Annotated in this window: 17 protein-coding genes; 9 read left to right on the forward strand and 8 right to left on the reverse strand. The window is 70.4% G+C overall.

Annotated features, from left to right (window positions below; genetic code table 11):
* Positions 1–58: 58 nt before the first annotated feature.
* From ACIBO2_RS10910 to ACIBO2_RS10920, 3 genes are all read right to left on the reverse strand, one after another.
* On the reverse strand, positions 59–955 hold the full coding sequence (locus ACIBO2_RS10910; RefSeq protein ID WP_358544295.1) for a sugar phosphate isomerase/epimerase: 897 nt from the start codon (positions 953–955) through the stop codon (positions 59–61).
* Between the two features lie 9 nt (positions 956–964).
* Entirely contained in the window at positions 965–3,118 is a 2,154-nt protein-coding gene (locus ACIBO2_RS10915; RefSeq protein ID WP_397296522.1) for a PQQ-dependent sugar dehydrogenase, read from the reverse strand.
* Between the two features lie 185 nt (positions 3,119–3,303).
* Positions 3,304–3,951, reverse strand: a complete 648-nt coding sequence (locus ACIBO2_RS10920) for a TetR family transcriptional regulator (RefSeq protein ID WP_358544298.1) — start codon at positions 3,949–3,951, stop codon at positions 3,304–3,306.
* A gap of 135 nt (positions 3,952–4,086) precedes the next feature.
* Between ACIBO2_RS10920 and ACIBO2_RS10925 the strand changes: the two genes are divergently transcribed.
* From ACIBO2_RS10925 to ACIBO2_RS10935, 3 genes are all read left to right on the forward strand, one after another.
* Positions 4,087–5,565 carry an MFS transporter gene (locus ACIBO2_RS10925; RefSeq protein ID WP_358544299.1) on the forward strand — a complete coding sequence of 493 codons (1,479 nt, stop codon included), beginning with the start codon at positions 4,087–4,089 and terminating at the stop codon, positions 5,563–5,565.
* A 150-nt stretch (positions 5,566–5,715) separates the two neighbouring features.
* Positions 5,716–6,900: a PASTA domain-containing protein gene (locus ACIBO2_RS10930; protein WP_358544300.1), complete on the forward strand. Its 1,185-nt coding sequence runs from the start codon at positions 5,716–5,718 to the stop codon at positions 6,898–6,900.
* On the forward strand, positions 6,897–7,496 hold the full coding sequence (locus tag ACIBO2_RS10935) for a hypothetical protein (protein ID WP_358544302.1): 600 nt from the start codon (positions 6,897–6,899) through the stop codon (positions 7,494–7,496). Before ACIBO2_RS10930 ends, ACIBO2_RS10935 begins: the two co-directional genes overlap by 4 nt.
* Before the next feature lie 103 nt (positions 7,497–7,599).
* On the opposite strand, the gene ACIBO2_RS10940 is transcribed toward ACIBO2_RS10935, so the two are convergent.
* The gene (locus ACIBO2_RS10940) at positions 7,600–7,971 is read right to left on the reverse strand and encodes a helix-turn-helix domain-containing protein (RefSeq protein WP_357952302.1); all 372 of its coding nucleotides are present in this window, start codon (positions 7,969–7,971) and stop codon (positions 7,600–7,602) included.
* Positions 7,972–8,039: 68 nt separating this feature from the next.
* Between ACIBO2_RS10940 and ACIBO2_RS10945 the strand changes: the two genes are divergently transcribed.
* The gene (locus ACIBO2_RS10945) at positions 8,040–8,876 is read left to right on the forward strand and encodes an SDR family oxidoreductase (RefSeq protein ID WP_358544303.1); all 837 of its coding nucleotides are present in this window, start codon (positions 8,040–8,042) and stop codon (positions 8,874–8,876) included.
* Between the two features lie 123 nt (positions 8,877–8,999).
* Here ACIBO2_RS10945 and ACIBO2_RS10950 read toward each other — a convergent pair whose 3' ends face one another.
* A complete protein-coding gene (locus tag ACIBO2_RS10950) occupies positions 9,000–10,601 on the reverse strand; it encodes a carboxylesterase family protein (RefSeq protein WP_358544305.1) in 1,602 nt (533 codons plus the stop codon).
* Positions 10,602–10,982: 381 nt separating this feature from the next.
* On the opposite strand from ACIBO2_RS10950, the gene ACIBO2_RS10955 reads away from it, so the two are divergent.
* From ACIBO2_RS10955 to ACIBO2_RS10975, 5 genes are read left to right on the forward strand one after another with little or no spacing between them, the layout of a single operon-like run.
* Positions 10,983–13,643: a nitrate- and nitrite sensing domain-containing protein gene (locus ACIBO2_RS10955; protein ID WP_397296526.1), complete on the forward strand. Its 2,661-nt coding sequence runs from the start codon at positions 10,983–10,985 to the stop codon at positions 13,641–13,643.
* Positions 13,636–14,061 (forward strand): roadblock/LC7 domain-containing protein, encoded by a 426-nt coding sequence (locus tag ACIBO2_RS10960; protein WP_357641159.1) that lies wholly within the window; start codon positions 13,636–13,638, stop codon positions 14,059–14,061. The genes ACIBO2_RS10955 and ACIBO2_RS10960 overlap by 8 nt, the downstream gene beginning before the upstream one ends.
* Positions 14,058–14,408, forward strand: a complete 351-nt coding sequence (locus ACIBO2_RS10965) for a DUF742 domain-containing protein (RefSeq protein ID WP_358544308.1) — start codon at positions 14,058–14,060, stop codon at positions 14,406–14,408. Before ACIBO2_RS10960 ends, ACIBO2_RS10965 begins: the two co-directional genes overlap by 4 nt.
* Positions 14,389–14,970 (forward strand): ATP/GTP-binding protein, encoded by a 582-nt coding sequence (locus ACIBO2_RS10970; RefSeq protein WP_358544309.1) that lies wholly within the window; start codon positions 14,389–14,391, stop codon positions 14,968–14,970. The genes ACIBO2_RS10965 and ACIBO2_RS10970 overlap by 20 nt, the downstream gene beginning before the upstream one ends.
* A 54-nt stretch (positions 14,971–15,024) precedes the next feature.
* Positions 15,025–16,584, forward strand: a complete 1,560-nt coding sequence (locus tag ACIBO2_RS10975; protein ID WP_358544311.1) for a PucR family transcriptional regulator ligand-binding domain-containing protein — start codon at positions 15,025–15,027, stop codon at positions 16,582–16,584.
* A 40-nt stretch (positions 16,585–16,624) separates the two neighbouring features.
* Here ACIBO2_RS10975 and ACIBO2_RS10980 read toward each other — a convergent pair whose 3' ends face one another.
* The 3 genes from ACIBO2_RS10980 to ACIBO2_RS10990 form a co-directional block, all read right to left on the reverse strand.
* Positions 16,625–17,740 carry an NADH:flavin oxidoreductase gene (locus ACIBO2_RS10980; RefSeq protein ID WP_358544313.1) on the reverse strand — a complete coding sequence of 372 codons (1,116 nt, stop codon included), beginning with the start codon at positions 17,738–17,740 and terminating at the stop codon, positions 16,625–16,627.
* A complete protein-coding gene (locus ACIBO2_RS10985; protein WP_358544314.1) occupies positions 17,737–18,342 on the reverse strand; it encodes an urea carboxylase-associated family protein in 606 nt (201 codons plus the stop codon). The genes ACIBO2_RS10980 and ACIBO2_RS10985 overlap by 4 nt, the downstream gene beginning before the upstream one ends.
* An 83-nt stretch (positions 18,343–18,425) precedes the next feature.
* Positions 18,426–19,676 (reverse strand): hypothetical protein, encoded by a 1,251-nt coding sequence (locus ACIBO2_RS10990; protein ID WP_358544316.1) that lies wholly within the window; start codon positions 19,674–19,676, stop codon positions 18,426–18,428.
* Positions 19,677–19,710: the final 34 nt, after the last annotated feature.

A 19,710-nucleotide genomic window follows, 5' to 3' on the forward strand; every position in this document is an offset into this window, starting at 1 on the left:
AAAACCCAGACGCCCAAGGAGCCGGGCGCCCAAGAACCTGGGTGCCCGGCAACAGACCCTAGAACCGCACCTTCCGCAGGTAGCGATATCCGACCTCGGCGGTGCGCCGGGGAGTCACATCGGGGGTGTCGTTCTCCACGATGTACTCCGCCACGCGGTGCTTGTCGAAGATGCGCCGGAAGTCGATGGTCCCGGTGCCGAGGTCGGCCATGTCGCCGTCAGGCGCGCGATCCTTGACGTGGAACTGCAGCACCCGCTGCGGCGCCCTGCGGATGACGTCGAGCGCGAAGCGCACGGGGTCGGGGGCCCCGCGCCCGACGCCGCCGGTGACCGCCCAATAGAGGTCGATCTCCAGGTGGACCAGGTGCGGATCGAGCTCGGCGGTGAGCACGTCCCAGGGCGTCTTACCGCCGCCGAGGTCGGTGGTGAACTCGTGGGCGTGGTTGTGGTAGCCGTAGCGCAGCCCGGCCGAGCGGGCGGCCCGCGCCTCGACGTTCATGCGCTCGGCCCACGCCTTCCACTCGTCCTCGCTGGTGGAGTTCAGGTAGGGCACGACCATGAAGGACTGGCCGAGGGTCAGCGCGTTGGAGATCTTCGTGTCAAGACCGGCCTGGTCGGTGGTGAGGCCGTCGTGGCTGGAGCTGGCCCGGATGCCGATCCCGTCGAGGAACTGGCGCAGCTGCTGGGCCGTACGACCGAAGTAGCCGAGCGCCAGCTCGACCTTCGGGTAGCCGGTCTCGGCCAGGTAGGTGAGCGTGGCGTCGTAGTTCTGGGCGAGGTCGTCGCGTACCGTCCAGAGCTGGATGCTGATCTGGTTCGGCGGGATGCGCTCCCCGCCGGAGTGGTGCGGCGGCGTCGCCGCGGCGGCGGGGGAAGCGGCGGCCAGCGCGGCCGCCCCGAGTCCGAGGCCCGCGGCGAGTAGGGACCGCCTGCTGGGGCCGTAGCCGTAGCACATGGGAAACTCCTAACGTGTGGGCTGGAGGACGACCTGGTCGCTGCCGGTCAGCGGTGGCAGGTCGGTGCCGCCGGGGTCGGTGTAGCCGGCGACGAAGACGCCGGTGAGATGGTCGGTCTCCGGATCGTGTCCGCTCGGCAAGGTGGTCTGGATGGAGCCCGTGCAGCCGCGGGCCGTGGTCTGCGGGTGGCCGTGGTCGTCGTGGCCGAGGATGTAGTCCACGGTCACCTTGGCGCAGTCCACCGGCTGGTCGTCGGTGACCCGCACCTCGAACTCGACGACGTCGCCGAAGTGGAAAGCCTGCCCTTCGGCGGGCCGGACCAGCTCCACGACCGGCGCGGCGTTGCCGACCACGATCCGCACCGACGTCGCCGCGGACATGCCGGAGGTGTCGGTGACCCTGAGCGTGGCGTTGTAGAGGCCGTTCTTCTGGTAGGTGTACGACGCCTCGGGGCTGCGGGAGTCGACCTTGCCGTCGGCGTCGAAGTCCCAGGCGTAGCGGAGCCTGTCGCCGTCGGGGTCGGTCGTACCGGCGCTGGTGAAGCGGACGGTCAGGGGCGCGTGGCCGTCGGTCGGCGAGCCGACGGCGGCCGGGACGGGAGTGTGGTTGCCGGTGTTGCCGATGTAGTCGTAGCGCGAGAGCTGGGCGTCCGGGTTCTCCTGGAAGTAGCCGTCGCCGTACTCCAGCACGTAGAGCGCGCCATCTGGGCCGAACTCCATGTCCATCGGGTTGTCGAAGACGAACGAGGGCAGCACGTCCTCGATCCGCCCGTCACGATGGAACGCCTTGACGTAGTCACGGGTCCACTCGTAGAAGAGCGGAACGCCGTCGAAGTACTTCGGCCACCCCACGGCGGTCCGGCCGCGCGTGTTGCGCGGGTCGAAGTGGTACGCCGGACCGGCCATCGGCCCGATGCCGCCGGTGCCCAGCTGCGGGAACTCCGCTGAAGCCCCGTAGGAGTACCACACGTTCGGCTGCGTCACCGGTGGCAGCGCGCGCAGGCCGGTGTTGTGCGGCGACTCGTTGACGGGCGCGGCGCAGTTGAACGCCGCGCCTGACGTGCCGGTCGCGAAGTCGTAGTCGACGTACGGGAGCCGCGCCGTCGCACAGTACGGCCAGCCGTAGTTACCGGCCTTGCGGATCACCGTCCACTTGCCGGTCCCCGACGGGCCGCGCTGAGGATCGGCCTCCCGCGCGTCGGGCGAGTAGTCGGCGACATAGAGCTCACCCGTGGACCGGTTGAGCTCGATGCGGAAGGGATTGCGCAGGCCCATCGCGTAGATCTCCGGCCGGGTACGCGCCGTACCGGGCGGGAACAGGTTGCCGCGCGGAATCGTGTAGGACCCGTCGGCGCGGACCTTGATGCGAAGGACCTTGCCGCGCAGGTCGTTGGTGTTGCCGGCGCTGCGCTGGGCGTCGAAGGCGGGGTTGTGGTCGGGCCGCTCGTCGATGGGGTTGTAGCCGTCGGAGGAGAACGGGTTGGTGTCGTCGCCGGTGGACAGGTAGAGGTTGCCGTCGGCGTCGAAGACGATGTCCCCGCCGACGTGGCAGCAGATGCCGCGGTTCACCGGCACATCGAGGATGCGCTGCTCGGTACGGAGGTCGATCGTGGCGCCGGTGAAGCGGAAGCGGGACAGCCGGATCAGCCCGTTGAACGGCGCGAAGTCCGCCGGTGTGCCGGTGACCGGGGCATCGCCCTCGTTGAAGTCCGGCGTCGCCGGGTCGTCGATGGGGGTGTTGAGCGGCGGGGAGTAGTAGAGGTACACCCAGTCGTCCGCCTTGGAGCCCTTGCCGAAGCCAGGGCTGAGGGCGATGCTCTGCAGTCCCTCCTCGTCGTGCCGGTAGACGTCGAGCCGGGCGGCCTGCGTGTTGAGACCGGTCTTCGGATCGTGCAACCAGACCACACCGGGCCGGGTGGTGTGCAGGACCCTCGAATCCGGTAACACCGCCAGGTCCATGGGCTCACCCGGATTGTCGTTCAGCGTCACCTTCTGGAACTGGGCGTCGGGCGGCGGAGCCGTGGCGCCTGCGGCCCCGGCCGCCTTCACGGCGGCGGTCCCGAGGGTGTTCGCGTTGGCGGCGGCGGTCCCGGTGGCGTTGGCGGCGGCCGGCATGAGGATCGCCGCAGCGGTCAGGGCGGCGAGCGCGGTTCTCGTTCTCATGCCTCTCCCTTCGTTCTGCTCAGGGGGATAAGAGAGGGCAAATTAACGTGAATGTAACCCGGCTTACGCCGATCGAGGAGGGCCTAATTACGCACGATCAAACAGCTTTCGCCTCAGATCGGACTAAGTACCGCACGCCGCTGGACCGTTCAGGTGCGGTGCGCCTTGCCTGAACGGTCCAGCGGTTACGAGCGGGGCGTGACCGGAGCCAGCCAGAGACCGACGATCGCGTCGATCAACCCGGTCGCGGCGTCGTGCCAGCTGGACCGGGGTGTGGGGGCGCCTTCGGCGAGCGCGCGCTCACGCTCGGCGATCATGTGCACCATCAGCTGACGCGCCATGTCGCCGCGTTCGAGGCGTACCTCCAGCGGCAGGTCGGGAAGACACCGGTTGAGCCCGTCGATCGCCTGGCGCAGGGACGGCGAGCTGATCGTCTCCTCGATCATGATCTCGCGCAGTGCGGGATCGGTCATCACCTGGGCGCTGAACCGGGCGAACCAGGTGGGGTTCCCCAAAGCGCCCAGGTGCTCGGTGATCGGGCGCAACAGGCAGCCCACCCAATCACGCGCGTCCGTGGAGTCGGCGATCTCGGCCAGCATGCGCAGGCGCAACCGCTCCATCGGCTCGGTGTGCTTACGCACGATGGCGCGTACGAGATCCGCCTTGGTGCCGAAGTGGTAGCCGACCGCCGCCGTGTTGCCCTGGCCGGCGGCCTCGCTGACCTGGCGGTTGGACACGGCGAAGACCCCGTGCTCGGCGAACAGCCGCTCCGCCGCCGTCAGGATCTGCTCTCGCGTCGCGCTCACGCGCTCGGCCCGGGCGGTTCTCTCCATCAGATCACCACCGTACCCCTCGAATTCGGCCCTCGGTACGCGCCCAGTCAACCGGCCCTGCTAATTTAAGTCAAACAGTTGATTTAAGTTGTGGCCGGATCGCAGATATCCGGCCGCTCGGACGGAGACCTTTCCATGCGCCATGCAACAGCTCAGCCCTTCGAGGCCGAGCCGCCCGGCCCGCCGCGGACCAATGCCGTCGTAGTGGTGCTGGCCTTCGCCGGGATCGTGGTCGCGCTGATGCAGACCCTCGTGATCCCGCTGATCCCCCAGCTCCCCCGGCTCCTGAGCGCCTCGCCCTCCGCCGCCACCTGGGCCATCACCGCGACGCTGCTGGCCGGCGCCGTCGCCACCCCGGTCATGGGACGACTGGGCGACATGTACGGCAAGCGGCTCATGCTGCTCATCAGCCTGACCCTGCTGGTGGCCGGCTCGACCGTCGCCGCCCTCAGCGACTCCCTGGCGCCTATGGTCGTCGGACGGGCCCTGCAGGGGCTGGCGGCCGGCGTCATCCCCCTGGGCATCAGCATCATGCGCGACGAACTGCCGGCCGAACGCCTCGGCTCGGCCACCGCGCTGATGAGCGCCTCACTCGGTGTGGGCGGCGCGCTCGGCCTGCCCGCGGCCGCCTTCCTGGCCGAGCGCACCGACTGGCACGTGCTGTTCTGGACCGCGGCGGGATTCGGCGCCGTGGCCGCCGTGCTCGTGCTCACGCTCGTGCCCGAGTCCAGTGTCCGCAGCGGGGGACGCTTCGACCTGGTGGGCGCGGCCGGACTGTCGGCCGCGCTGGTGTGCCTGCTGCTGGCCATCTCCCAGGGCGCCGGCTGGGGCTGGACCAGCGGCCGTACCATCGGGCTGTTCGCGGTCTCGGTCGTCGTCCTGCTGCTGTGGGGCTGGTGGGAGCTGCGTACCAGGCAGCCGCTGGTGGACCTGCGCGCCACCGCGCGCCGTCAGGTGCTGCTCACGAACCTCGCCTCCGCCGTGTTCGGGTTCGCGATGTTCGCGATGTCCCTGGTACTCCCCCAGTTGCTGCAGCTGCCCGAGGCCACCGGCTACGGGCTGGGCCAGTCGATGCTGGTCGCGGGCCTGGTGATGGGCCCGTCGGGCCTGGTGATGATGGCCATGGCACCGCTGTCGGCGCGCATCTCCCGGGCCAGGGGTCCCAAGACGACGCTGATGGTCGGCGCCGTCGTGGTCGCCGCCGGCTACGGCCTGGGCGCCGCGCTGATGTCCGCCATCTGGCAGCTCGTGCTCGTCTCCGCCGTCATCGGGGCCGGCATCGGGCTGGCGTACGGGGCCATGCCCGCGCTCATCATGGCCGCCGTGCCCCTGTCCGAGACGGCCGCCGCCAACAGCCTCAACACCCTGATGCGCTCGATCGGTACCTCGATCTCCAGCGCCGTCTCGGGCGCCATCCTGGCCCAGCTGACCATGTCCCTGGGCCCTGTGATCGTCCCCTCCCAGAACGGCTTCCGCGTCGTGCTGGCCCTCGGCGCCGTCATGGCCCTCATCGCCCTGGTGATCATGTCGTTCATCCCCGGGCGCCGCCCGGCCGCCTCCGCCGGGACGACGCGCCCCGCCGTCCCCGCACACGCGAAGGAGCCTTCCCGCTGATTCCCTCCGGCGGCCCTGGCCCCTGCGGGAAGGCCGCCACGCGAGTTGAGCAGCGGGCTGCTCAAGCCGCCACGCAAGTTGAGTAGAGGCCTACTCATGACCCGGCCGGGCTGCGCGCCTAGCGTCAAGCCCTGAGCCGGGGAGGTGGCGATGCGCCGGTACGGCCTGGTGGCCTACGTACTTGCCGCGAGCGTGATGGTGCTGATGGCCGCATGCGTGATCGGGCTGAGCCCGGCTACAGCCGGGGCAGCGGGGCCGACGACGGCCGGGACGGTGAGGGCGGCAGCGGCGGAGGCCGCGGAAGCGGCGGGGGCGGCGGAGCCGACGACCGAGGTGACGGAGGCGGCGCCGACGGCCGAGCCGTCCTGCCCGACCTTGTCCGAATGGAACAGCGTGACGCATGACGGCACCCGCTCGGGGCCGGTGCCGAACGTCATGGGGATGACCCGGGACAGCGCGGTCGCCGCGCTGGCCCAGGGCGGCTTCGGCGCGCAGTCCACGCCTTCCGACGCGGCGGGCGACTGGACGGTCACCGACCAGACCCCCACCAGCGAGGAGCTCGCGAACTGCGGCTCCACCGTCACCATCGACCTTCAGGCGCCGACTGTGGAGGTCCCGGACGTCGTGGGCGACCAGCGGGACACGGCGGAGAAGAAGATCCGCGACAAGGGGCTCGTCCCGTCGGTGACCGAGGGAGACGGGACGGGCGTGGTGGACGCCCAGGATCCCGCCGCCGGCACGCAGGTGCCCAACGGCAGCACCGTGACGCTGACCCTGCGTCCCCCCGCGCCGACGTCCCCGACACCTGATGACCGCGTCGAGGTCCCCGACCTGAACGGGCTCAGCGCGAACGTGGCGCGGCGGCAACTCCAGGGCCTGGGGCTCACGCTCGTCGTCGGCAGCGGGGACTCGGGCCGCGTGAGCGAGCAGGATCCGGCCGCCGGCACCATCGTCGACCGCGGCAGCTCCGTCACCGTCACGCTGACAGCGGGACCCACGCCGACCGACCCCGCGAGCCCGAGCCCGGACGTCACCCCCACCGGGACCGATGAGTCACCGCGGGTCAGCGACATCGACTCGCGGGAAACCGACTCGTCGAGCACGCCGCTGCCCGGCTTGCTGGTGGGCGCGCTCGTGGCGGTGGGCGTAGTGATCTGGGCGCTGCGCCGCGCCCGTCGTGGCCGGCAGAGCTCCACGACGCCCTCCGTGGTCTGCGTCCCGTACGCCGACCTCTCGCCGAGCTTGCAGATCCGTGAGTTCGCGCCCTCGCTCAACCTCGACTTCGTCTGCCACCACGACCCGGGCCGGCAGGAGATCAGGGAGATCGTACGGTGACCGTTACCTTAATCGCCCACCCCAGCACCGCCGACCTGCTGCTCTACGCCGACCCGAGACAGGCGGCCCAGGAGCTCGCGCGGGCCGTGGACGCCCGCCGGGTGCTCGACGAGATCGACCGGCAGGTCCAGACGCCGCCCGGCGAGCTGGCGCGCCGGGCCGCGGAGGCGGGCGCCGACCTGCTCGGCGGCATCGACGTGGGGTCGGTGCTGCTGGGCGGCTGGGCGAAGTACCGCAGCCTGCGCGCCGCGGCCCGCAGCACCTTGGACAACCCAGGTATGGGAAAGGTCGTGCCGCTGGCCGAGCACGAGGTGGTCTCCCACCACGAGCCCTATGTCGAGGTACAGGTCAACGGCCGGCCGGTCGGCCGGCTGACCTTCGGCGTGGACCTCATCCTGCATCTCACGATGGTGCAGGCCAGGGTCCGCGGCGGGCGGCTGATGGGGCTGACCGGGGGCGACTGCACGGCCGCCATCGCCTGCAAGATCCAGGGCGTCGAGGTGGCCAGGAAGGAGTTCGTGGTGGTCACGTTGCCGATCAACCGCGACTTCGGGCAGGGCTTCGCCTTGCTGCCGGAGGCACGTACGGCGAACTGACGGCCGACTGACGTACCAGCGCGGACGGCACGGCCGACTGACGTACCAGCGCGGATGGCGCGGACGTACCAGCGCGGACGGCCAGCTGATGTATCGGCGCGCCCTAACGACCCTGGTAGCCCTCGCGGGCGGTCACGACGTCGGGCATGCGGTCCTCCAGCCAGGTGATGAGGGGGATCAGCCGCTCGGCGGCCTCGCGACCCAGCGAGGTGAGGCTGTATTCGACCCGGGGCGGAATCGTGTGCTCGGCCACCCGCAGCACCATGCCATCGCGTTCCAGGGTCTGGAGGGTCTGGGACAGCATCTTCTCGCTCACCCCGTCGACGCGGCGGCGCAGCGCGTTGAAGCGGTAGGGCCCCTCGTAGAGGGCCACCAGCGCCAGGATCGCCCAGCGGCCGGTGATCGTCTCCAGCACCGAGCGAGAGGTGCACTTGCGCGAGAAGACGTCGGCCACCAGATTCTCGAACTCCTCCATGCGTGCTACCTTACAGTGCTTTCTGATAGAAAGTACTAACCGATAGTTCGTACTGATAGGGAGTAATCATGATCGTGGTAACCGGAGCCAGCGGACACCTCGGCCGACTGGTGGTCGAGGAGCTCAAGAAGCGGGTTCCCGCCGGGCAGATCGTCGCGGCGGCGCGTACCCCGGAGAAGGCCGCGGATCTCGGCGTCGAGGTCCGCGAAGCCTCCTATGACCGGCCCGAGACGCTCAAGAGCGCGTTCGAGGGCGCCGGCAAGGTGCTGCTCATCTCCGGCACCGAGGGCAACCGGCTCCAGCAGCACTCGGCGGTCGTCGACGCGGCCAAGGCGGCCGGCGCCACGCTCACCTACACCAGCGCGCCCAAGGCCGACACCACCGAGGCCGGCCTCGCCGCCGACCACAAGGCGACCGAGGACTACATCAAGGCGTCCGGCGTGACGTACACGATCTTGCGCAACAACTGGTACCACGAGAACTACGAGCAGTCGATCGCGGGCGCTCCCCAGCTCGGCGCGGTCTACGGGGCCGCCGGCGACGGCCGGATCGCCTCCGCCTCGCGTGCGGACTACGCCGCCGCCACGGCCGCCGTGCTGGCCGGAGAGGGTCACGACGGCAAGGTCTACGAGCTGGGCGGCGACACCGCCTGGACGCTCGCCGACCTGGCCGCCGAGATCTCCAAGGTCACCGGCAAGGAGGTCGCCTACCAGAACCTGCCGAAGGACGACTTCGCGGGTGTCCTGGCCGGCGCCGGCGTTCCGGCTCCGTTCGCGGCGCTCCTGGCCGACGTGGACGTCAACATCTCCCGTGGCTGGCTCGCCGACACTCCCGGCACGCTGAGCGAGCTCATCGGCCGGCCGACCCAGCCGATCGGTGAGTATGTCCGCTCCCTGCTCGGCTAATTACCGCGGAACCTCGCTAAGGGCCGCCCGTACGACCGGGGCGGCCCTCAGGATCGGATGATCAGCGTGGTTGTCGCGGCTCTTTCGTCGTGCTGTCCTCGCTCTGGTCCGCCGGGCAAATGGTCAGAGCGCGTCCCACAGGTCGCAGTTGTGTTCGGTGGCCATCTCGGTGGCCGGGACCATCACCGACCGTCCGCCCGCGCGCAGTGACATGACGCGCGAGGTGCGGTTGTAGTCCGGCCACGGCGACGCGTACGGCGCCTGCGGCCGGGCGAGCCGGGTGAACGAGCCCCAGTAGTGCACCATGTCCGCCGCCAGCCGGCGCTCGGCCGCGTCGAAGGTGGGTGCGATCGGTGTGCCGTTGTCGAAACTCGGCCACAGGTAGGCCAGCTCGGCGGCGTGCCCCGCGCCCCACTCGTAGCCGACCGGCTCGGGGGTGAGGCCCGGCCCCGTACGGTGGTCGAACCGATAGGCGAACACGCGGGTGTAGGCGGACAGGTCCTTGATGAACTTGAGCGTCGGGCAGCCGCCCAGCCCGGCGATGAACCCCGAGTCGGTGAAGATCGCCGCCGCCAGGTACGCGCCGGTGAACCGGTCGGGCGTCGCCGGCCAGGGATACCGGCGCAGGATGGCGTCGGCGTTGGCGCCGTACAAGGACCGGACGAAGTTCTCGTACTGCGTTTGGGTCCAGTCCAGATTGCCCTGCGCGAACGTACGGCCCTCGTCGCGGGTGGAGCCCACGATCAGAGGGACGCGCTGGAAGTGACCCGCACGGACGGCGTCAACGGGAGCCTCCGGAAACACCGGGCCGCCGGCCACGAACGAGCTGAACTGCGGCCCGTCGACGAGCCGCGCCGGGGACAACGCGCGAAGGCAGGCGACGGCGGTCGCGTCGTCGGCGCAGCCGAGCTGGCCGGCGATGGAGGTGCCGGACTGCTCTCCCTGGCTGACCGGCTGGCTGACGCAGGCGCCGCTCTGGATGATCGCGCGGTTGAACAGGCCGCTCGATCCGGGGGCGGTGAGGTGGCCGCAGACGGAGAACCCGCCGGCCGACTCGCCGTCGATGGTGACCTGCCGGGGGTCGCCGCCGAAGGCGCCGATGTTGCGCTGTACCCAGCGCAGCGCCGCCTGCTGGTCGAGGAAGCCGTAGTTGCCGGACTGGCCGGCCTCGCGGGTGAGCGCCGGGTGGGCCAGGAAGCCGAACACGCCCAGGCGGTAGTTGATGCTCACCACCACGACGTTCTCGAGCCGGGCGATCAGGCTGCCGTCGTGCTGGTTGCCGGAGCCGTTGACCAGGCCGCCGCCGTGGATCCAGAACAGCACGGGCAGCCGCTGCCCGGCCTTGGTGCCGGCGGGCCGGAACACGTTGAGGTACAGGCAGTCCTCGGTCTCGGAGCGCGGTCCATTGGTGCTGGCCGCGGCGGGACAGCGGTTGCCCCATGCGGCGGCGTCGCGGACGCCCGTCCACGCGCGGGCCGGGCGGGGTGCGCTCCAGCGCAGGTCGCCGACCGGTGGCTGCGCGTACGGTACGGCCAGGAACCGCTCCACGCGATCAGCCACGGCGCCCTTGAGCAGACCGGTCTCCGCCCGCACCACCGGGCGGGCCGCGCCGGCGAGGGCGGGGGTCGCGGGGAGTCCTAAGAGAAGGGCGACGACGGCGGTCAGCAGCGCGACGACGCGACGGCTCGTTCTCCTTTTCGGCGTCGGAACGAGGGTTTCAGGCATGTACGCAACTCCTTCGGACGGGCCGGAGGGAATCAGGCGCCTGAAACATAGCTCTGGTCCGATCTCTCGGATAGCGCTCTCCCGGTGGATGGAAGGCTTTTACCCCAAATCCCCGAGCCAGTCGGCGATCCGGGCCGCGGCGGTATCTACGCTCGTCACTGTGCGTCAGCTGCAAACCGTCACGATCACGAACCGTGCACTGACAAAGAGTCAACACACCATTGTGCACGAATCTTCACATCTGGAGCTTGAAGTACATCTGCCCCATCGGCATAGTGGACGCACCACAGGCGTATCAGTCGTGGCGGGCATCCTGGGGGGCCGCTACCAGTTCACGACTGCCTAGCGGCGCACCACTACGCGCGGAATTGGACACGATGGATGAGCTCGCCTCCGCCGATCCGCACCAAACTGCTGAGGATCCTGCTGCTTCCGCTGGTCTCGATGATCGCCTTATGGGGGTTCATCGCCTACTCCAGTGTGGATGAGATCGCCGCGGTCTCCCAGAGGCAGGACCGGTGGGACGCCATCGGGTCGCCGGTCCTGGAGCTGATCATCGAGCTGCAGCAGGAGCGGCAGCTTTCGGCGGCGGCGCCGCGCGGCACCGGCACGTACGCGCTGCTGGCCGAGCAGCGGCCGATCACCGATGGCAAGGTCGCGCGGCTGCGCGAGGCCATCGGATCCATCGGCACCGGTGGCGAAGGGTCGGAGGACGACACCCCGGCCGAGGTGCGGGAGCTGGTACGGGCGCTCGACGGCCTCCAGTCGCTGCGCGAGCGCGCGGACGAGGGCGCGCTGTCTCCGCCGCTGAAGATCATCGATGCGTACAGCAACCTGATCAGCATCGCCAACCGGCAATTCACCGACTACGACGCGTTGAGCAGCCTCTCGTCCTACCGCGCGGTGCGCGGCATGGCGGCCTACAGCTCCACGGCGGAATACCTGGGCCAGGAGCACGCCGTGCTCACCAGCACGATCGTGCGCCGCAAGATGACCCCCACGGACCGTGCCTCGTTCGTCGCCGCCATGACCAGCCGCCGGCTCGTCTTCGCCAACGCCGAACGTGACGCGGCCCCCGAACTGCGGGAGAACTACGACAAGCTGGTCGCCAGTGCCCCGTACAAGCGGCTGCTGACGGTGGAAGACCGGCTGTTCAACTGGGACACCAACGGATCGCCGCCGGTGGACCCCGACGAGTGGAAGGCCGACGCCGAGACCCTCCTCAGCGCCATCAACCTCGACACGCACGCCGAGCTGGGCCGCACCTCGGTGGAGGCCGAGGATCAGAAGACCGGGGCGTACTGGCGGATCTGGCTGGTCCTGATCCTGGGCCTGGCCGCGGTGGTCGCGTCGGTGGCGCTGTCGTACCGGTTCGGCCAGTCGCTGATTAGTGAGCTCAGACGGCTTCAGGCGTCCGCGGTCGAACTCGCCGAACAACGACTGCCCCGGCTGGTCGAGCGGCTGCGCCGCGGCGACGACGTCGACCCGGCCACAGAGGCGCCCGGCCTCGACCCGGCCCACACCGCCGAGGTCGATCGCGTGGTGAACGCGTTCTCCGCCGTACGCCGCACCGCGGTCGAGGCCGCGGTCGGCCAGGCGACGCTGCGCAAGGGCGTCGCCCAGGTCTTCCTCAACCTGGCCTGGCGCAACCAGGCGCTGCTGCATCGCCAGCTCGCGCTGCTCGACACCATGGAGCGCCGGGTCGACGATCCGGAGGTCCTGGAAGACCTCTTCAAGCTCGACCACCTGACCACCCGCATGCGGCGGCACGCGGAAAACCTCATCATCCTGTCCGACTCCGCCCCCGCCCGCCGCTGGCGCGACCCCGTGCCGCTGTTCGACGTCGTACGCGCGGCGGTGCTGGAGGTCGAGGACTACACCCGCGTCACCGTCGCGCCGATGCCGGACTCCCCGCTGCTGGTCGGCGCCGCGGTCACCGACGTGATCCACCTGATCGCCGAGCTGGTGGAGAACGCCGCCGTCTTCTCCCCGCCCGACACGACCGTGCACGTCCGCAGCATGACGGCGGCCAACGGCTTCGCCCTGGAGGTGGAGGACCGGGGCCTGGGGATGAACCAGGACACCCTCGACGAGCTCAACGCCCGCCTGGTCAACCCGCCGGAGTTCGACCTGGCCGACAGCGACCGGCTCGGCCTGTTCGTGGTGTCCAGGCTCGCGGCCCGGCACAATATCAAGATCATGCTGCGCCGCTCGCCGTACGACGGGACCACCGCGATCCTGCTGCTCCCCACGGCCCTGCTCGCCAACGCCGAGGCCCTGGCCGTCGCCGCGGCGCACCCGGTGGGCCACGGCGGTCGCGCGCCCAGGCCCATGCGCGCGATCGGCACCGCGCCCGCCGAGGCCCGGCCCCGCGTGGTGTCCCTGTCCCCGGAGCCGTTCTCTCCGGAGCCCTTCTCCCCCGTCGCCTCAGATGCCTTCTCGGCCTCAGATGCCTTCTCCGCCTCGGACGCCTTCTCCCCCCGCGGAGCCGAGGCCGTGAACGGCCGAGAGGTCCCCGGGAACCCCGGCGGCCACGGGGTCTCGGCAGACCCGGACGGCCCGCCGGACGCGCCCGCCCCCGCTCCGGAGCCCGAGCGCGCGACCTGGTTCGAGGCCGGCCCCGTGCCGAGGCCGGCACCCGGCCCGGCTAGCGAGGGGCTAGGGAACAATGGGCTGGGGAACGGGCTGGGGAACGGACCGGCGACCGGGCCGGGGAGTGAGGCCGTCGCCGAGCCGAGTACCGGACCGATTTCCAGGCGAGGGGGCGGCTCCCCCGGCCCATCCGTAGAGTGGAGCCGCACGGTGCCCGCCCAGGAGGCCGATGAGGACCTCGACGGGCTGCCCATGCGCGTACCTCAAGCCAACATGGCTCCTCAGCTGCGCACCGCGCGGCGCACGGACCGCAGCGCGGTCTCGGTGCGCTCGCCGGAGGAGCTTGCACAGATCATGTCGTCCATGCAACGTGGCTGGCAGCAGGGTCGCGGCCAGACTGAGCAGGAACGCGACGTGTGGAATCGAAAGGACGACCAACCCGATGCCTGACGCCAGAAGTGAACTGAGCTGGCTCCTCGACGACCTCACCCAGCGGGTCCCCGGCATCCGGCACGCCATCGTGCTGTCCGCCGACGGGCTGGCCATGGGCGGGTCCCGGGAGCTGACGCGGGAGGACTCCGAGCACCTGTCCGCCATCTCCGCCGGCAGCCACAGCCTCGCCATGGGCGCGGGACGGCACTTCGGCCTGGGTGGCGTACGACAGACCATCATCGAGTTGGAGGGTGGCTTCCTGTTCGTCACCGCGGCGGGCCAGGGCGCCCGGCTGGCCGTGCTCGCCTCGGGTGACGCCGAACTGGGCATGGTCACCTACGAGATGGCGCTCATGGTCAAGCGCGTCGGGGAGCACCTCTCCTCTCAGCCGAGGGGAGCGGCACCGGCACCCGCCTGGAACGGCGCCAGACCGTGACCGGGGAGGATCCCGGGCCGCTGATCCGGCTCTTCGGGCTGACCGGAGGCAGGGCGCGACCGCGTGGCGAGACGTTCGACCTGGTGGCCATCGTCACCACGGTCGGCGGTTCCTACGAGATCGCGGACCTGATCCCGGAGCATCGCACCGTGCTGTCGGTGTGCCGCAGGCCCACACCGGTGGCGGATGTCGCGGCCCACCTCAAGCTGCCGCTCAACATCACGCGGGTGATCCTGGGCGACCTGCGACGCGAGGGTCTTGTCACCATCGAGCGCCCGCGCCCCGCGGCGCAGACGATCGACGAACGCATCTACAGGGAAGTGCTGCATGGGCTACGCAGCCTCTGAGCCGGGGGCGACCGCGGTCGCCTCGGCCTTGGCCATCAAGATCCTCATCGCGGGCGGCTTCGGCGTCGGCAAGACCACCATGGTCGGCACCATCAGCGAGATCCGGCCGCTGCACACCGAGGAGCTCCTGAGCGAGCGGGGCATCGGGGTGGACGACACCTCCGGCGTGGACTCCAAGATCACCACCACTGTGGCGCTGGACTTCGGCCGCATCACCATCCGCGACGGCTTGTGGCTGTACCTGTTCGGCACCCCCGGGCAGGACCGGTTCTGGTTCATGTGGGATGAGCTGTCGGTCGGCGCGCTCGGCGCCGTCGTGCTCACCGACACCCGCCGCCTGCAGGACTGCTTCCCGGCGGTGGACTACTTCGAGCAGCGCGGCATCCCGTTCCTGGTCGCCGTGAACTGCTTCGACGGGGCCAAGCGCTACGACCCGGCCAAGGTACGGCGGGCGCTCGGCCTGGCCGAGACCACTCCGGTGGTGCTGTGCGACGTACGCGAGCGCGAGTCGGTCAAGGAAGTGCTCACGTCGCTGGTCACGTACGCGGTGGAAGGGGCCTGACCCCCATCGGAGGAAGCTCCATAGAATCAGCTGTCGGCTGTCTATAGTTACACCGTGTTCACGCTTCAAGCCCTGGTGGATCGCGCCTCACTCGAACTGCGGGTGCTGGTGCCGGGCCGGCCGGGCGCGCTGGACGAGCCGGTCGCCTGGGTGCACAACACCGAGCTGCCCGACCCTTCGCACTACGTACGCGAAGGCGAGCTCGTACTGACGAACGGCCTGTGGATCGACCAGGTGCCGCCGGAGCACTTCGTGCGCAACGTCATGAAGGCCAAGGCCGGCGGCATTGTGTTCGGCCTGCGTGCCGAGACGCCCGCCACTCCCCTGGAGCTCGTCGAGGCCTGCCGCGAAGGGGAGCTGCCGCTGCTGGAGATCTCCATCGCGGTGCCGTTCACGGCGGTTTCGCAGGCCGTGGCCGACATGCTGACCGACGAGCGCAAGCAGTCGCTGGTCGGCATGGTGCGCCGGGGAGACGCCCTGGCCACGGCGATCTCCCGGGGAGCGGGCGCCTCCGGCGTGCTCGACGTCCTGCGGCGCGACCACGACCTGCCGCTCGCGGTGGTCGACAGGATGGCGCGGTCGCTCGCGATGGCCGGCGCCGATCTCGACGCGGACCAGCTGCACGCCGTGGCCATGGGATTGGCCAAGAGACCTCCGGCTCTGGAGGTGGATCTGGGGGGCGCGGGACGCGCGGCGCTGTTCCCGGTGGGCGCCGTCGGCGACACCGACGCGGCTCTCATCTGTCTGCGCCCCTTGCGCCGGCTCGCGGCGGACGAGCGGGCGGCGCTGGAGCAGACGGCCCGCTTCCTCAGCCTGGAGGTCGCGAAACAGCAGGCGGTCCAGGCGATCGAGATGCGCTTCGCCAGCGAGCTCCTGGAGATGATCCTGTCCGGCGGCCGGCGCTCCGCCGAGGTCCCTGGCCGGCTGCGCGCCTTCGGCGTGGATCCGGGCGGTCCGCTGGCCGTCTGCGCCGTGGCGTTCGCGCTCGGCGAGACCGCGACCATGCACGGGCTCGCCGAGGTGATCGGGGAGTTCTTCGCGGCCGAGGGAGTGCCGGTCGTCGTGGCCGATGGCACGCAGGACGTCGTCGCCGTACTGCCCTGGCGCCATCCCGAGCGTGAGCTGCCGCTGCTCGCCCAGCGCCTGGTACGCGACGTCGAACGGCGTTTCCCCGGCCGCCGCCCGGTCGCGGGCCTGGGCGGACTCGCCGCCCACTCGGCCGAGCTGCGACCCGGGCTGCTGCAGTCCAGGGAGACCTGCCGCGTGCTGCGGCGGACCCGCACGGGGCCGTCCGTACGGGCCTTCGCCGACTTGGGTACGCACCGGCTGCTCCTCGGATCGCTCGACGTGGAGACCTTGCACCAGTTCTCCGGCGAGCTCCTCGGGCCGATGAAGGACCATGACGCGCGGCGCGGCGGTGAGCTCGAGCTGACGCTGCGGACCTACCTCGATCACGATGGGCAGTGGGCGGCGACGGCCGGAGCGTTGCACGTCCATGTCAACACGCTCCGCAACCGGCTGGCCAAGATCACCGAGCTCACCGGCAGGGACGTGGGACGCACCGAGGATCGGGTGGATCTGTTCCTGGCGCTGACCATCGACGCGATGGACTGAGCTCGTCTCGCTGGACTGAGCTCGTCGCGCTGGACTGACCTTAAAGCGTCTGCCGCCACCGGCGGGCGTTGCTCAGCGTCGCCATCGGCTGGAGCATCTGATGGTCGAAGGCCGCCATGGGCAGCCCCTGAGCCAAGCGCCGCGGGAAGTCGGGGTTGGCGAGCGCGCCCCGGCCCAGGGTCAGCACGTCCGCGTGGCCGTCCTCCAGCAGCATGGCCGCCTGGTCGAGGTCGTGCATGCCGCCGTTGGCCAGCACGGGCAGTCCTGTCACCTTCCGGGCGAGGCCGGTGATCGTCATCCCTCCCTCCAGGGTCGCCGTCTCCACCCAGTCCCGTCCTTCGCTGGCGATGTGCAGGTAGCTCGCGCCCGCCTCGGCGAGCGCGGCGAAGATGGTCTCCGCGTCCCTGGAGCCGCCTGCCCATCGGTGCGTGAAGTCGTTGACCTTGCCCTGTGACAGCCGGATCCCCACGCAGAAGTCCGGGCCGAGCTCCGCGCGGATGGCGGAGACGATGTCGGCCGCCAGCCGTACCCGACGGGCGACCGTGCCGCCGTAGCGATCGTCGCGCTCATTGGTGTAGTCGGTCAGGAACTGGTCCACCAGATAGCCGTTGGCGCCGTGCACCTCGACCCCGTCGAAGCCCGCCCGCCGGGCGCGGACGGCCGAGGCCACGAAACCGGCCACCGCGCGGTCGATGTGCTCCTGGCTCATCGCGCGGGGTGTCGGCCATGAGCCGTGCCCGCCGTACTCGGGCATCTTCTCCCCGCGTGGCGGGACGGCCGACGGCGCCACCGTCTCCTCGCGGTAGCGGTTGCCCTGCGACAGCGCGCCCGCGTGCATGAGCTGGAGGATCATCGACGCTCCCGCGTCGTGCACCTGCCCGACGATCTCCCGCCAGGCGGCCTCGTGGCCGTCGGTGACGATGCCCGGCTGGTTGGTGTACCCCTGGCTGTGCCAGGTGTCGGTGTAGGTTCCCTCGGTCACGACGAGGGAGAAGCCACCCTGGGCGTACGCCCGGTAGTAGTCGGCCATCTCGGCTGTCGGCGTGCCATCGGCGGCGGCGGACACCCTGGTCATGGGCGAGACCGCCAGCCGGTTGGCGAGGCTGAGCTCGCCGACACGTTCCGGCCGTAGGGCGGGGTGCTGGACGTCGTTCATCGTTCGCTCTCTTCTTGTGTGATCAGGTCGATCGCCAGCGGCGTCGGCCGGTGCCCGTTGATCCCGACCAGGTCCTGCGGGCACGCCGAGAGCACGAACACGCAGTCCATCGCCGCCTCGAACGTGATCGCGTCACCGGGGCGGCTGACCGAGCTCAGCCAGCTCAGCCGGCCGTCGTCCGCCACGGGAATCCGCATGAACACGTTGACGGGCTGCGGGATGCCCGGACGGGCCAGGCCGAGCCGGGACAGGCTCTCGCCCAGGTTGTCCGCGCAGGAGGCATGGAACCCGGGCACGCCCAGAGCGCGATAGCGCGCCGGGTCGCAGGCCGCGATGAGCATGTCATGCCGGCCCGGCGAGGTGTCCGCCACCAGGGTGAGGATGGGCCTGCGCCGGTCGGTGACGAACTGCTCGCCGACCAGCGGGAACAGGCGGCTGATGGCGGTCCGCGTGTGCGACGCGCTGAGGTGCTCGCTCACGTCGTCCGCGGCGAACGCGAACACGTCACCGACCTGACCTCCGTCAAGATCGGTGACGCGCACGCGCTGACCGGTACTGACCTTTACCGCCCGCCCTTCGCCGGCGGGCACGCTGACTCGCATGCCGACAGCCAAGCAGCCGGGCTATGCGCCTGACCATGGAGATTGCTACCGCATTCGACATCTATGATGGATGAATCTCCATGTCAAGAGCGTTCGTCCACGACCTGGAGGACCTTCCCCGTACGTGGATGCAGCGCCAGCTCCGAAGGCCGTACCCATTCGACCGTCAGCGGATGGACGCCCCCTTCCTCCACCGTCTGGGGGTACAGCGGCCTGGCCGCGTACACCGCGTCGATGAGCCGCTGCGTCAGCTCGGGCGGCGGCTCCTCGGTGCAGGCCAGCCGCAGCGTCAGCCCGTCCTTGCCGTTCCAGCGGCGCTGCACCATCTGCATCCCCGACATGGCCCGGTCCGGGTCGGCCGCGATGAGGACCGCGCGGATGGCCTCCGTCGACATCGACACCGTCTCCACCCTGGCGCCTTCGGCCGACCTGCCGAGCAGCCGGAATGCGCGGCAGTCCGTGTCCGTCCACTCCGCCATGTCGCCGGCCGGATAGCGGATGATCGGCATCAGCGTCCTGAACAGATTGGTGACGATCACCCGGCCGGGTACGCCGGGCACGGTGATCGGCTCGCCGGTCGAGTCGTCGATCAGCTCCACCAGGGTGCGGTTGGCGAAGGCCTCGTGCACGCGCACGTCGTCGCCCGGCAACGGGCCGCCAACCAACCCGGCGTCCACGGAGGCGTATCCGAGCGAGGCGATCTTGGCCCCGGGAAACGCCTTGGCCAGCTGGGGACGCAGGTCGTCGAAGAGGAAGTCGCCGGCGAACAGCAGCAGCTCCACCGTGTCGGCCACCTGCCCACGGGCGGTCACCGCGTCGGCCACGGTGGCGAGCTTCATCGGCGGGCCCGCCAGCACGTCGACGCCGAAGTACGCGATCAGGTCGGCGACGGAGTCGTCTGAGGCGTGGCAGGCGATGGGCAGCCGGACGTTCTCCACCGGGGCGTTGTGCAGCGAGTGCTCGATGTAGAGGAAGCCGCCGTACATCTCGCCGGCCGAGAACAGGTTCGCCACCCGGTGCCCCGGCTTCAGACCCGCCCGGACCATGCCCGCGCCGAACGCGGTCACCGAGTCGGCGTGCTCCGTGCGGGTCCACGGGGAGAACTTCGGCGCGCCGGTGGTGCCGCCGGAGGTGTACACGCCGGCGTCGGTCAGCGGTCCGGTCAGCAGCCGGTTGTCCGGGTAGACGTTCGCGGCCCAGAAGGCCGTCTGGTCGATGATCGGCAGCTGGGTGAGGTCGGAGGCGCCGTCGGGCACGTCGCGGTACGCCTCGGCGTAGAAGGGCGAGTGGCGCCGGGCGAAGTCGACCAGGTCACGCAGGGATTTGGCGGGCATGTGTCTCTCCTAGATCCTTGTCTCAGATCCGGTC

Source organism: Nonomuraea sp. NPDC050022, assembly GCF_044460705.1.
Taxonomy (GTDB): domain Bacteria; phylum Actinomycetota; class Actinomycetes; order Streptosporangiales; family Streptosporangiaceae; genus Nonomuraea.